The sequence below is a fragment of the Pseudomonas sp. ERMR1:02 genome, from assembly GCF_002277815.1.
Lineage (GTDB): Bacteria > Pseudomonadota > Gammaproteobacteria > Pseudomonadales > Pseudomonadaceae > Aquipseudomonas.
This window is the reverse complement of sequence record NZ_NKJI01000018.1, coordinates 47,716-61,842: the sequence shown is the minus strand read 5'-3', so window position 1 is coordinate 61,842 and position 14,127 is coordinate 47,716. Positions and strand designations below refer to the sequence as shown.

Annotated in this window: 11 protein-coding genes and 1 pseudogene; 9 read left to right on the top strand and 3 right to left on the bottom strand. The window is 59.6% G+C overall.

Annotated elements, in window-relative coordinates; all coding sequences use genetic code 11:
- Positions 1-110: 110 nt before the first annotated feature.
- From CES87_RS25040 to CES87_RS25000, 9 genes and pseudogenes are all read left to right on the top strand, one after another.
- Positions 111-1,502, top strand: a complete 1,392-nt coding sequence (locus CES87_RS25040) for an undecaprenyl-phosphate glucose phosphotransferase (protein WP_128608216.1) — start codon at positions 111-113, stop codon at positions 1,500-1,502.
- Between the two features lie 92 nt (positions 1,503-1,594).
- Complete coding sequence (locus CES87_RS33615) at positions 1,595-3,400, top strand: glycosyltransferase (protein ID WP_256591080.1); 1,806 nt, start codon at positions 1,595-1,597, stop codon at positions 3,398-3,400.
- Entirely contained in the window at positions 3,397-4,509 is a 1,113-nt protein-coding gene (locus CES87_RS25025; RefSeq protein WP_128608215.1) for a glycosyltransferase, read from the top strand. Before CES87_RS33615 ends, CES87_RS25025 begins: the two co-directional genes overlap by 4 nt.
- Positions 4,506-5,846 (top strand): O-antigen ligase, encoded by a 1,341-nt coding sequence (locus CES87_RS25020; RefSeq protein ID WP_128608214.1) that lies wholly within the window; start codon positions 4,506-4,508, stop codon positions 5,844-5,846. Before CES87_RS25025 ends, CES87_RS25020 begins: the two co-directional genes overlap by 4 nt.
- On the top strand, positions 5,840-6,775 hold the full coding sequence (locus CES87_RS25015) for a glycosyltransferase family 2 protein (protein WP_128608213.1): 936 nt from the start codon (positions 5,840-5,842) through the stop codon (positions 6,773-6,775). Before CES87_RS25020 ends, CES87_RS25015 begins: the two co-directional genes overlap by 7 nt.
- Before the next feature lie 40 nt (positions 6,776-6,815).
- Positions 6,816-7,708: pseudogene (locus CES87_RS34555) on the top strand (oligosaccharide flippase family protein); the annotation flags it as partial.
- Positions 7,709-7,768: 60 nt separating this feature from the next.
- The gene (locus CES87_RS34550; protein WP_371858265.1) at positions 7,769-8,230 is read left to right on the top strand and encodes a polysaccharide biosynthesis C-terminal domain-containing protein; all 462 of its coding nucleotides are present in this window, start codon (positions 7,769-7,771) and stop codon (positions 8,228-8,230) included.
- 44 nt (positions 8,231-8,274) lie between these two features.
- On the top strand, positions 8,275-9,330 hold the full coding sequence (galE, locus tag CES87_RS25005) for a UDP-glucose 4-epimerase GalE (RefSeq protein ID WP_128608212.1): 1,056 nt from the start codon (positions 8,275-8,277) through the stop codon (positions 9,328-9,330).
- Between the two features lie 47 nt (positions 9,331-9,377).
- Positions 9,378-10,817 (top strand): family 16 glycosylhydrolase, encoded by a 1,440-nt coding sequence (locus CES87_RS25000; protein ID WP_256591077.1) that lies wholly within the window; start codon positions 9,378-9,380, stop codon positions 10,815-10,817.
- 951 nt (positions 10,818-11,768) lie between these two features.
- On the opposite strand, the gene CES87_RS24985 is transcribed toward CES87_RS25000, so the two are convergent.
- From CES87_RS24985 to tssE, 3 genes are all read right to left on the bottom strand, one after another.
- Positions 11,769-12,437, bottom strand: a complete 669-nt coding sequence (locus CES87_RS24985; RefSeq protein WP_128608210.1) for an ATPase — start codon at positions 12,435-12,437, stop codon at positions 11,769-11,771.
- 131 nt (positions 12,438-12,568) lie between these two features.
- Entirely contained in the window at positions 12,569-13,477 is a 909-nt protein-coding gene (locus CES87_RS24980) for an OmpA family protein (RefSeq protein WP_322784200.1), read from the bottom strand.
- 200 nt (positions 13,478-13,677) lie between these two features.
- Positions 13,678-14,124: a type VI secretion system baseplate subunit TssE gene (gene tssE, locus CES87_RS24975; RefSeq protein ID WP_128608209.1), complete on the bottom strand. Its 447-nt coding sequence runs from the start codon at positions 14,122-14,124 to the stop codon at positions 13,678-13,680.
- Positions 14,125-14,127: the final 3 nt, after the last annotated feature.

The window sequence follows — 14,127 nt, the reverse complement described above, 5'->3', positions numbered from 1 at the left end:
CCCTGAGCCCGAAAGCGCAGGTTGCTCGCCTGCTCCTCATCTCAATCAGACCGACGCCCGCCAGCACGCCAGCGGTGCCGACGTATCACTATTTCCTGGAGATTGAGCCGATGACTCCGCAAATCACTACTCAAATAGAGCACCGCCGGGGCTTGACCTTCTGGGGTCAGTGGCTGTGCGCGATGATTCTGATCAACGCTCTGCTAATGCTGCTGGTGTATTGGCGGGTCGGAAGTCTGACCAGTGAGTACCGCGCCCTGATGATTCTCACCGTGTTCGGCTCGGTGCCGATCTACAGCGCCATGCTGGTGTATCACAAGCGTCATGGATTGCTGGTCGGCCTGGGCCGATTGCTGGCCGGCTGGTTGATTCTGCTCTCGGTGCTGATGACCATCGCCTTCATCACCCAGACCAGCGTCAGGTTCTCGCGCCAGGTCATCATCGTCTGGGCGGTAGCGGGCTTTCTGGTCCAGGCCGCGAGTTTCCTGCCCCTGCACGGACTGGCCCGACTGCTTGCGCGCAAGGTGTCCAATCAGTGTCGCTCGGTGATCATCGGCACCTGTCCGACCGCCGACGAGTTGGCCCGCAAACTCACTCAGCCGGATCATGCGCGAGTTCTGGGCTTCATCGCCACAGAGGACATGACCGGCCCTGCTCCCAGCATCCTGCCGCTGCTCGGACGTGTCACCCAGATCCGCGACATCCTCACGCACATGGAAATCCGCCGGGTCTACATCGTCCTGCCGATGGCGCAGGCTGCGCTCATTGAAGCCTTGTACATCGATCTTCTGGACATGAACGTCGACGTGGTCTGGATCCCGGACCTTGGCAGCATGGTGCTACTCAACCAGTCGATTTCAGAAATCGAGCGCATGCCGGCCATCTACCTCAACGAAAGCCTGATCAGCTCGCACCCCGGAAGCCTGCTGTGCAAGGACCTGTTCGAGCGCAGCCTGGCAGTCCTGTCGATTATCCTGCTCAGCCCGTTGCTGCTGGGGGTGGCGATTGCCATCAAGGTCACCTCGCCCGGCCCGGTTCTGTTCAAACAGAACCGTCACGGTTGCGATGGCGAAGTGATCAAGGTCTGGAAGTTCCGCTCGATGCGCGTGCACGACGACCGGCAAGTGGTCCAGGCCACCCGCGACGATGACCGCGTCACCCCGCTTGGACGCTTTCTGCGTCGCACCTCCATCGATGAGCTACCACAGTTGTTCAACGTGCTGTTTGGCCAAATGGCCCTCGTCGGCCCCCGCCCGCATGCCGTCACGCACAACCTCTACTACACCGGCAAAGTGCGCGCCTACATGGCCCGTCACCGGCTCAAACCGGGCATTACCGGTCTGGCACAGATCACCGGGCATCGGGGTGAAACCGAGACCCTGGAGAAAATGCAGCTGCGCGTCGCCCAGGACCTCAATTACATCAACCAATGGTCGCCGTGGCTGGACATCAAGATCCTCGTCAAGACCCCGTTCACCCTGCTATCCAAAGACATCTACTGACCTGTACGACCCGCAGCGCTTGAAAAATCGCGGTTTCACTTACCTCTCCACAGGCCGACAGACTCTCTAACGCTGCGCAAGGAGTCAGGCAAATGATCAAGCTTGAATTAGTCGCGCGATTCACTTCGGACTTGCTCGACAGCGGCAAAGCATTTTCTTTCATCAACTTTGCGTCCATTGGCAGCCTGTTCGACTGCCATGACAGCAACAACATCGCCTTTTTTTGCGACGGCATGCTGATGTCGGCCTTCATGTCGGCCATTACCGGACGGCACATCGAGCGGGTCAGCTTCGATTTCACCTCCATCGCCGACCCGGTTCTGAGCCACGCCCAACAGCAGGGTAAACGGGTGTTCATCGTGGGGGCCCGGCAAGTGGAACTGGATCTTTTCCTGCTCAAGATCAGGACTCGCTACCCGAGGTTGAAAATCGCCGGTTGTCACAACGGTTACTTCGATGCGTCACAGGCCAGATGCATTCGCGAAGACATCTGTGCCGGCACAACAGACATCCTGATCATCGGCCTGGGTGCAGGGTTGCAGGAGCAGTTCGTCGAAGAGGTTATGCAGGAAGGATTCAGCGGCGTGGCATTCACCTGCGGCGGGTTCATTCGCCAAGAGGCCACAGCCTCTGGCCATTACTACCCCGAGTGGATCAATCGCCTTCACCTGCGCGCGTTCTACCGCATGTATCGCGAGCCACACACGATCAAACGCTACCTGCTCGACTACCCAAGCAACTTCCTGCAGCTCTGGACACAGATCGCTCGGCACAAAGTCGCCATAAACCTCATTGCGCCACTGCCGGAGATGCCCATGCATATCCTCTTCATTCTCAAAGACTTCCAGCCCGGCGGAGGTGTCGAAAGTGTCCAGCAGCGCCTGGCAGGGCAATTTCTTGAGGAAGGCCGGCAGGTCGATTTCTTCGTCATGAACGGCGACACGCCGGACCACCCGAGCGGGGCCACTTTCAAAGGTGGCGGCAATGGCCTCATCGGCTTGCTCAAGTCCATCGTCCTGCTACGCCGAATCATCCACCGTGAGGGCGTGACCCACCTCATCGCCGCCAAGGAACAAGCCAATCTGTGCACCTGGTTTGCGACCTTGATCAGCCCGTGCAAGGTCATTTATGCCCGCCACGCGGCACTCGACTGCGATGAGCAGAAAACGGGGCCCACCAGCCTGCGCCTGCTCTATGCGTTGTATCTGTGTGGCAATGGCAAGGTCGTCGCCGTCTCCAAAGGCCTGCGCCAGTCGCTCCAGGACTGGATGCCGTGGGGTCACCAGCGCATCCGTTATTGCCCCAATGCCGTGGTCACGGAACAAATGCTCGGCGCCGCGCAGGCGCCCTTGCCCGGCGACTTGCCCGCTCGATTCTGGCTGGGCGTGGGCCGCCTGGTGGAGCCCAAGGGCTTTCACCTGTTAATCGACGCCTACGCCATGGCGTTGACCCGCTCAGAGCAGTTGCCTTACCTGGTGATTGCCGGTGACGGCCCGCAACGTGAAGCGCTGATTGCTCAAGCACAGCGCCTGGGCATTTCGAACCGTGTGCATTTCACCGGTTATCTGCTCAACCCGTACCCATTGATCCGCCAGGCACGCTTGCTGATTCTGAGCTCTTTCCACGAAGGCTTGCCGACCGTGCTGATTGAAGCGCTGGCACTGGGCACTCCGGTGCTGGCCTGTGATTGCGATAGCGGACCTCGGGAGTTGCTGGAAAACGGACGCCTGGGACGCCTGGTAAAAGTCAACGACGTACCGGCGCTGGCCGAAGGCATGCTGCGCAGTCTGAGCGTCGACGGTCAGGGCGGACTGAGCGGGCAAATGGCGGCAGAGGCGGTGCGGCAGTACACCAGCCAGCAAGCCGCCGAGGCGTACTACCAGGTGTGGAATCAATGAAGAAGCTGCTGATCATTCTGCAAGACCTGAGTGCCGGTGGCGCCGAGAAAATGATGGCGCGCCTGGCTGGCGCCCTGGTAGATGCCGGCAATGAGGTGACCCTGTTGATGCTCACCGGTGGCGGCATCAACGCCGCGCACCTCGATCCCCGCGTCCGTCAGGTCGAACTGCACAGCGGACGCAGCGCGAATGCCGTGCCGGCATTGGCACGCTTTCTTCGCGGCCATCGTTTCGATGCACAACTGGCCGCCCTTACCCATGTCAACGTGGTGGCGATCGCCGCCGCCGCGCTGTCCGGAACCCTGGCACACTTGCATGTCAGCGAGCGCAACGCATTTTCCTACGACAAACACGTCAACCCGTCGCGGCGGGTGCGAGCGGCCTACCTGGTGGCGCCGCTGCTTTACCGGCTCATCCCCAATCCCGTGATCTGTGTGTCGCAGGGGGTGGCCCAGGATCTGGTCGACACCACCCTGGCCCGCCAGCGCGACGTGACCATTGCCGACAACCCGGTGCTCGACAATGACTTTCGCGAAAAACTACTCGAGCGTCCCGATCACCCCTGGCTGCAGGAAAAAACCACGCCGGTGATTGTCGCTGTGGGTCGCCTGGCGTGGCAAAAAGGCTTCGACACCTTGATCGACGCCTTCGCCCAACTACCGGACCGCCGTGCTCGATTGATCATTTTTGGTGAAGGCATTCTCAGGGCTCCCTTGCTTGAGCAGGCACGTGCGCTGGGCGTTGCCGATCGAGTGGATCTGCCGGGATACACCCGCGATCCCATGGCGCAAGTCGCGGCGGCTGATTGCTTTGTTCTCTCGTCGCGTTTCGAAGGCAGCCCTAATGCGCTGGTCGAAGCCCTGGCCACGGGTACACCTGTGGTTGCGACCCGCTGCCCGTATGGCCCGCAGGACATTTTGGACGACGGCGCCGTCGCGCCTTTAGTGGCCGTAGAGGACGCCAGTGCACTGGCGCAGGCGATCAGCGGCCAATTGACCGCGCCACGTGATTTGCAGCGCCAGATGCGAATCGATGCCGCCGCCCGCTTCATGAACGCACGTGCGGTAAAGACTTACCTCACTGCGCTGCTCGGGAGTCCCGTGTCATGAACACTCTATTGGTGAGGTACACCACGCTGCGCGACGCGTTCACGCTGTTCGGGGTGCTGTTCTATCTGCAAGTGATCAGTTTTTTTAGCGGCCTGGGTAGCGTATCGAGCCTGGATGACGCGCAGCGAGACCTGGAAGGTAATCTCATCAATCAGGTCTGTGGCCTGATCACCCTGTTGGTACCGCTATTTTTCTTCCTTCGCCACAAGGTGTTCCTCAGCAAAAGCTTTTACCGCAATAACGCCTTCTTACTGCTGTTCCTGGTGTGCGTGGCCGCGTCGATCAGTTGGTCCTACGAGCCTATGCTCAGTTTCAAACGCTTTGTTGCCTTGATCAGCGTGGTGTTTTTCGCAGGTTTCGTCGCCTACAACTACAGCCTCGAAAAAATCAGCTTCATGCTCGGCTGTACCATCGGTGCCGCCGCCCTGATCGGGTTGATCTGCGCGCTGATTCTGCCGGACATCGCGTTCATTTCCGGGGGCATTCGCGACGGTGCCTTCAAGGGAATTTTTCCGGAAAAAAATGCCGGAGCGCGGATCAACGCCATCGCCATTGTGTTGTTGCTGCCGATGATCCGCCGACGCAATCCGTGGGCCATCTTCAGCGCGTGTTGTTCATTGGTCGCGATCGGACTCGCCCAGTCCGCCACGGGGCTGGTGCTCATTTGTGCAGGCGCGCTGAGTTACTGGTATTTCCTCACCATGATTCGCTTGCGCATCAACCGCTCGACGATTGCGTTTTTCGCGACGACGCTCCTCTATTTGCTGACGTGTCTGTTTTTATACGGCAATTACACGCTGCTGCTGGAAATGGTCGGACGTGACCCCTCGCTCACCGATCGCATACAGATCTGGGAGCTGCTTGCACCGTTTATCGACGCCGAGTGGCTCAGGGGCTATGGTTTCGGAGCCTTCTGGAACAGCGCCGATGCCGACGCGTTCATCACCCGCTGGGGTTACATCGGCAACGCTCACAGCGGCTATATGGAAACCCTGCTCAACGGCGGGGTGGTGCAACTCACGGTGCTGGGCCTGATGCTGGGCGAGGCATTGATCAAACAGTATCGCGCCGTAATGGCGGATCGGTCGGCGCAGTCTCGCGCCAGCGCCCTGGTGATCATTGCCCTGTTCATCGTCACCAATTACGTGGCCTATGTGATTCCCAATTACCGCTCCGCCGAATTTCTTGTGTTCTGCACCCTGGCCCTGTCCTTCCGGCACCATCACGCCAGAACAACCGCTCGGGTACCGGCCGCAATGACCCACGCCATGACGAACCGCAAGGTGTTCACCGGCGCGTCCGCCAAGGTCGTGCCCCAGGAGCAAAACCCATGTTGAATGACATTCCCCCGTCATCGGGTTCGGTGTGTGTGGTCATCCCGATGTACAACGCCGCTGCCACCATAGAAAAGACACTGGCGTCACTGAGCCAGCAAACCCGGCAGCCCGACCATGTGATCGTGATTGACGACGGCTCCAGCGATGACGGCCCGCAACGCGTCAGGGACTACGCCGCGTCTTACCCCTTGACGCTATTGCAGCAGACCAACCAGGGGCCGGCGTGTGCGCGGAACAAGGGCATCTTTGCTGCCCAGGAAACTTTCATTGCCTTCCTCGACGCCGATGACCAATGGCATCCGCAAAAACTGCAAAAGCAGCTGGCACTGTATGACCAACTGACTCGCCAGGGTCATTCGGTCGGCATGATCGATTGCTACCAGTTGAGCGTATTCAGCGACGGCAAACGGCAATTGGAAGAACGCCGCAAGTGCGGTAATCACTTTGCCGATTTCATGCGCGAGAACGTGATCAACGGTACCTCCGGCGTGCTGGTCGTGCGTGAGGTCGTGACCGCCTTGGGCGGTTTCGATCAAACCCTGCGCTTCGCCGAAGACCGTTTGTTATGGACGCGAATCGCCGAGCACTGGGAAATCCACACCGTGCCCGAGATTCTGCACCGGCGCGGGGTCGACAGCGGCAACATCACCGCCCAGCCGCAGAAATACTACCCGTACAAGATCAAATTCATCGAGCTGTACCTTGAGCGCTACGGCGCGACAATGACCCGCCAGCAGCGGGTTCACTTTGTGTTGGCCAACCATGTCGAATTTCTCAATGCCTTTTCCCGCAGCGGTGAGCATGCGCAGGTAATCAAGGTCTTCAGGTACATGCTCGGTCATTCCTGGCAAACGCTGATTTTCTCTAGGGGTAAACCGACCCTGCGCTATCTCTACGCGCAAATAAAAACGCTGCGCAAGGCTTCCTGAGCCTATTGCCGTTCATCAAACGCTTTACCGGGCTCCGCCTATGGCCAACCAACGCCTCGTCACATTGACCTGGATTTTCACCGAGAAATTCGGCCTGATCTTCCTGTCGATGATCACCTTTGTCGTTTATGCCAGGCTGCTGTCCCCGGAAGAGCTAGGCGTGGGCACGGTAATCATCGCCATCGTCGAGGTGATCGGCATTCTTTATTCGTCGATACTTGAAGATCCATTGGTACGTCAGGAACATCTGGACGATCGACATATTTCCACGGCTTTCTGGGTTGCGGTGCTAGCGAGCCTGGTGTCCATCCTGATGATCACCTGCGTGGCGTGGCTGTGCCTGACGTCTAACGCACTGCGATGGATGACGGCGGTGGCCTCGGTGAAAATCCTCTTCACCATGATGGCGCGTGTCTATGTGGTGCAGATGCGGCGCACCAGTAATTTCAGGATGCTCGCTTCGCGCACGCTATTGGGCAAGGTATTCGGTGGTGTCGCGGGCATTGCCGTCGCCCTCGGGGGTTGGGTGCGTGGGCGGTGATTGCCCAGGCATTGGTCATGGAGCTGGTATCGATCATCGTGTTGATGCTCGGCGATCGACGGCGAATCAGCTTCCACATTGATGGTGCGTGCCTGCGTGAACTGTTGACGGTAGGCCTGCCAGTAGCCATCAATACCTTGAGTTCGCAAACGCTTCAGCGTGGCGTCACCGTAGTGCTGGGCATCACCGCTGGCGCCCAGGCCGTGGGCATGTTCAACATGGCCATGCGCATCATCGATTTGCCACGCACGGCGTTCTACAACGGCCTCATGAGTTACGCGCTACCGGCATTCGCCCGCCGCAGTGCCGAGCCGTCGCGGTTGATCAGCTTCATTTGCGATACGACGGCGGTCAGCGGCTTCCTGCTCACGCCGATCTTTATCGGTATCGCGGTCACCGCCAGCGACATCATCCTGCTGATTTTCGGCGCCAAGTGGGCCGACTCAATCCCGATGCTGCAAGTGCTGGCCTGCACTGCAGCCATCGGCAACACCGCCATGTATGCCACCACCGCACTGGTGGCGGTCAACCGCACCCGCCTCACCCTCAAGGCGGAAGTGGGCACGACCTTGCTGGCGTTGGCGCTGGTTTACGGCCTGGGGCCTCTATTCGGCGGCATGGCCGCGGCCCTGGCATTGCTGGTCCGAATGATCCTGGTGACACCACTGCAGATTCGCGGGCTGAACACGGCCATCGGCTTTGGCTGGCGAGCGTTTTTCGAATCCAGTTACCGCAGCGTGATCGCCTCGCTGGTAATGGCCGCCGCCGTGTTGTGGTTGGCTCCCGATTGTGTGCAGGGCTATCTGCATCTGGCCTGCAGTATCGGCATCGGCACGCTGAGCTATGCGCTGGCCTACAGCCTGATGCATCCGCGCTGGCCGCAAGAATTCAAGTCCGTGTTCACCACTCGCTGACGCCGCTCGCGCCGCCGAATTCACACTGTGCAGGAAGCCTTATCATGCGCAAAACCACGCTGATCACTGGCGGGGCCGGTTACATTGGCTCCCATACCGCCCTCACACTCATCAATGCCGGCCACCGCGTGGTGGTACTCGATAACCTGTGCAATAGCTGTCGAGAGTCAATTGCGCGTCTGGAGCAACTGACCCATGCCCAAGTCGATTTCATTGAGGGTGATGTCCGCAACACCACCTTGCTCGATGAAATTTTTGACCACTACGACATTGATGCCGTGGTGCATTTCTCCAGCCTCAAATCCGTCGCCGAAAGCGTGCGCAAGCCGCTGGAGTATTACGCCAACAACGTGACCGGCACGCTCGATCTGTGCCAGGCGATGGTCCGTCATGGTGTATTCAGACTGGTGTTCAGTTCATCGGCCACCGTGTATGGCGAACCTGCACATTTTCCGATTGCCGAGGACCTGGCCACCGGAAAACCGGTCAACCCTTACGGCCGCAGCAAACTGATGATCGAAGAATTGCTCGCCGACCTGGCGTTGTCCGATCCGCGCTGGAGCATCGCATTGTTGCGTTACTTCAATCCGATCGGCGCCCACGAAAGCGGACTGATTGGCGAAGACCCCCACGGGCGCCCAAACAACCTGCTGCCTTGCCTGACCCAAGTCGCGATTGGCCGGCTCCCCGAACTCACGGTGTTCGGCAATGACTACCCCACCGTCGACGGCACCTGCGTGCGTGATTACATCCATGTGGTCGACGTTGCCGAGGGCCACCTCAAGGCCCTGCAGATGTTGCTAAACACCCACGGCATCAACATCTGGAACCTTGGAACCGGCACGGGCTACAGCGTGCTGCAGATCATCCACAGTTTCGAAGACGTGACCGGCATCAGCATCCCCTTTCATTTCGCGCCGCGCCGGATCGGTGACATCGCCCAATGCTGGGCCGACCCGAGCAAAGCCGGGCGCGACCTGGGATGGTGTGCACAACGTAATCTGGAGCAGATGATCATCGACACGTGGCGCTGGCAGTCGTGCAACCCCGATGGGTACCGTTCCCACATTGAACGATTGCCGGCGGTGGCGATGAAGTAAAGGAGAAGCCCGTGATCAGGGAATGTTGGCTGATGGTGTTTTTGACAATGAGCGCTTGTTCCGCGATAGCTGCGTCTGCCAAGCCCCCCGTCGACGGTCTGATACTGTGGCTCGACGCTGCCGACTCATCGAGCATCAGTCTGAATGCACAACACCGGGTGCAGCGCTGGCACGATAAATCCGGTCATTCCAACGATGTAAGTGCAGACAATGCCGCCCCCGCCAAGCTTCCGGAGCTTGTAGCCAACGCCCTCAATGGTCACGCGGTTGTGCGTTTGAATGGCACGGCGGCATTCAGCGGCAAGGCACTGCGCAGGGCAAAAGGTTCGGTGACCGTGTTGATCGTGTCGCGTCGAATGCCGGAACAGGCTGGTGGCAAGGCCTGGCAGCGGCTATTCAGCTCGCGCCCGCAAATGGCCGACAACGATAACGTGGCGCCGAATTTCGGCATCAGCGTCCAGCAGACCAGTGCCTATGAACCCGCCCTTGCCTTTCTGGAAACCAGCGACGTGCCAATAGGCCCTTACGCCGTGGGGCGCAACGTGGTGGGCACCTCGGAGATACTGCGCGGTGATATCGCCGAAGTGCTGGTGTATGACCGACCGCTGACCACCCAGACCGACCGTCAGGCGGCCATTGCGTACCTGACGAAAAAATGGTCGGTCGCCGCCCCTGTAAAAGACACTGCCTGGACCCGCATCGGCCCGCTGGGCCCTGTGCCGAAACAGACCAACGACAACCTGCCACTGTCCGATCAGGCCAATGCCGGCCGATGGCGGCTGGACACGCGTTTCACCGATGAATTCAACGGTACCGCCCTCGATCCCAAGCGCTGGCATGTCAACGACGCCACGGGCACCGATTCGCTGGGGCGAAAACCGGCCCTGTTCACCCCCAATAATGCCAACGTCAGCAACGGCCATCTGAACATCATCTTCCGCAAGGAAACCATCCCGGACAAATACGTCCGCCTGGGCTACAAGGACTACACCGCCGCCATGGTCCGCACCATCGAGCGCGGCGAATACGGCTACTACGAGGCGCGGGCCAGACCGATGAATTCAGCCGGTTCCAGTGCCTTCTGGCTGGCATGGACCGGACTGACCGACAACGCCACCGAAATCGACATTTTCGAGATTGGCGGCAAAACCAAAGACGCCAAATTCGATCGCCTGTACAACATGAACGCCCACGTGTGGGCGCGGCCCGGCAACACCGAACACATCGCTGAGGGCGCCAGTTGGACCAGCCCATGGCGCCTGGCGAGTGACTTTCATGTGTATGGTTTTGACTGGCAGCCCGACACCTTGCGCTGGTATGTCGATGGCGTTTTGGTGCGGGAAGCGAAGAACAGCTATTGGCATTTTCCGATGCAAATCGTTTTTGACAGTGAGGCCATGTGGGACTGGTTCGGCGTAGTCGACGATGCCGACCTGCCATCGACCTTCAGTATCGATTACATCAGGGTGTGGCGACGTGGCGGATGATCGTAGGATATGCGCGATCCACCTGTAGGAGCCGGCTTGCTGGCGAAGGCGGCCTGACAGCCGACCTGAATCTTCTGATATCCCCAATCCCTTGTGGGAGCGAGCCTGCTCGCGATGACGGCCTCATTGCCGACCTTGAATGTTGTTGACCGAGTACATATCCATTCCCGCGGTAACGGCCACTGTTGGTTCCGCCCTGACGGCGGGTCACTTTGGAAAAGCCCCAAAGTAACCAAAAGGCTCTTGCCCCACCACTCGGTGCCTCGCTGTGGCTCGGCATGCCCTCACTCCGGCATTGCTCCGTGGGTCGCCGCGATGGGCCATCCATGGCCCAGCGCGGCTAAACCGGCGTCCTGCCGGTTTACCCACGGAGCAATACCTGCGTTCGGCCATCGTGGTTTAACGGGGCGCCAGGATCAAAAACAAAAACCGAGGCGGCCTGACAGCCGACCTGGCGCTGGCTGGTGCCCCGCCCCCCTGTAGGAGCGAGCCTGCTCGCGATGGACGTCAACGATAACGCGCCCTGTCTGAATGATCGCGTTGTCTGGACGTTTTTCGCGAGCAAGCATCGCTCCTACAGTGGGACGAGTACATCCGCGAAATCAGGTCGGCTATCCGGCCGCCTCGCGTTGCTATGGCTTTTGATCTTCTTGCCCCATCGAGAGGCCGAGCGCAGGTTCTGCGCAGTGGGTAACCCGGCAAGGATGCCGGGCGGGCCCACGGAGCAGGACCGGAGCGAGGGCATGCCGAGCCACAGCGAGGCACCGAACGAAAGGGGCAAGAGCGCTTGGTTACTTGGGGCCGGGCGGCGTTCCGTTTTTCCAAGTGACTCGCCGTAAGGGCGAAACCCTAAGCAGCCGTTACCGCAGGAATGGATATGTACGCGGTCAATGACATTCAGGTCGCCTGCCAGGCTGCCTTCGCCACATGCTACAAAGGGCTTTTACACCCTCAATTGCTCGCGACATGATCCGCATTGCCAGTCGTCACCAGCGCCTTCAACGATGCATCGAACTGCTTCAACGCATTGACCTGCAACGCAGTCTGCTGATCGATCTGCGCAGCAATCTGCGGCGCAGCTTTGCCATGCACCCACACCGACGGCATCTGCTGTGCCCGCGAGCCTTCGGCCTGACCGATGTATTGCAGGTTGGCGTCGTAAAACTTGGCCAGGAACCGCGCTTCAACCTGACTGTTGCGCTTGGACACCAGACGGCTGTAGGTATCGAGCATCACCACCACATCCGGATGGGCCTGCACCGCCGCATCGAGGTTGTCGTAGACGGTCACCGAAGCGAATTCCTTCTGCAACGACCCCATCAGCCAATTGATCGCCCGCTGCGGATCGGAGCTGTCGACGAACGCCTTGCTGATGCGCGAATCCATCTGTGGATTCTGCGCACCTTTAACCGCCACGGCGTGGTAGCTCTCGAGGTATTGCTGGGTGTTGAGGGTATTTTCGCTGTAGAGCACCGCCACCGTCCGTGCGTGTAGCAGGCTGGTGGCGCTGTCGGCAATCGGCGCGAAATGGCAGGATGGATCGGCTGCAAGGGCCGGTATGGTAGCGGCAAGGCTGCCGGTCAACACGGCGACAACGGCCAGCAGAGTCGAAATTCTCATCGCGCAGGTTCCTTCAATGGCGAGATCGGAATGACCCTATCCTCCTCTGATGACAGAAAAACAGAACTTGCGTTTTTTAATGATGGGTATCGATCAAATGAATGGTGCCTATCAGCGCGCTCCTCCAAGCCTCATGCGGAACCGACTACCGATTGCCCGCATGCTCCCGCTTGTGGCACCAGACTGATATCGACTCGACGGTTGACCGCGCGCCCGGATTCCGTGTCGTTGCTGGCGATTGGCTGGCTGGCGGCAACCCCTTGCACCGCAAAACAACTGTCGGGGATGTCGCCCATGCGCTGCATCCAGCCACGCACGGCCGAAGCGCGGGCGTGGGACAGCTGGCGGTTTTGTTCAGGATTGCCCCGGTCATCCGAGTGCCCGCTGATGACGATCAGCCAGCCTGGCTGGGCCTTGATGTCGATGAGTGCGCTGATCAGGACCTTGGTCGAATCGGGTTTGAGTTCGCTGCTGCCGGCGTCGAACAGCGCCAGGCTATCCAGACGCACCGGTACGGGAATCGGCTGCTGCTGTTGAAAAAGGTCTGTAAAGCGTTGCCTGCTCTGGTCGTCCGAACCCGTCAAGATCCACCAGCCGCCACAGACCAGTACGAGGGTCGCCGCCGCGGCACACACCCACTGGGCGGTGCGCCGTCTGGTCGGTTTGATTTGCAGCATGGGGCGGGTCGGCCAAATCATGATAGGCATCAAGGGTGCCGGCCCGATTTCTCTGGGCAGCAATTGCATCGCGCCGCCCGGAGCACTGTTTCGCTGCAAACGGTGGTTCAGGCTTTCGATCTGCTCATGCAACGCTTGTAATGGCGCCAGCGAGATTTGCAGGGAGTGCTCCAGTCGCAACTGCATACGCAGCAGCTCAGCGTCCAGATGCGCGAGCGCTGGCAGACTCCTGACGTCCACATACAGGCCGCGCAGCAATGACTGCAGTTGGGCAAATAGCCAACCCAGAATATCCAGGCGTGCCGCTGGCGGGGCTGGCCACAGGTTCGGCCATTCGCAGCAAAGCGCCTCTATCAGCGCCACTCCCTGCGCCAATCTGCCCCGTTCTTCTGGAACAACGCCAGGCACAACTGCTCGACCATCGCCCAGTCCACATCTGGACAGGCCGGGTGACTCAGCTTGGCCAGCGCCTAGTGCAACGCCAAAAACTCACTGAAGCCCCGAGGATCACCGCCCACCCGAACTCGCATTTCAAATAACGCCGTCATCGCGCTTCCCTTCCGTTACAGATTCGATTGCGACAGCCAATTCTGCCGTTTCAGGTGGCGCACCAGGACTTTGCCCTCGGGTGCGATGGTCGTGCCGAAATCCACTTGTTTGCCGTTATCGAGTTGCACCTGCAACGTGTACTCCAAATGACCCGGCAGTACCTGTGGCAGCATTTCGACGCTGATTGCCGCCAGTCGTGGCTCGTACCTGAGCAGCGTGCCTTCAATGGTCTTCATCAATGCGTGGGCCGTTGCGGGCAACCCTTGCAGGATCTGGCTCATATCCGTGAGACCGTAGTCCGGCAGATGAGCAAGTGCTCCGGCGCGGCTGTTGAGGATGCGTTGCACATTGTCCAGCACCGAGAGCGTGTACTGGTCCTCTTCGCTGACGTGATGCAGGTCCAGATCGCCGTCGAAGTTCTGCAAGAGCATTTCGTACAGTGAGGGATTCAAGTCGGTCATCCG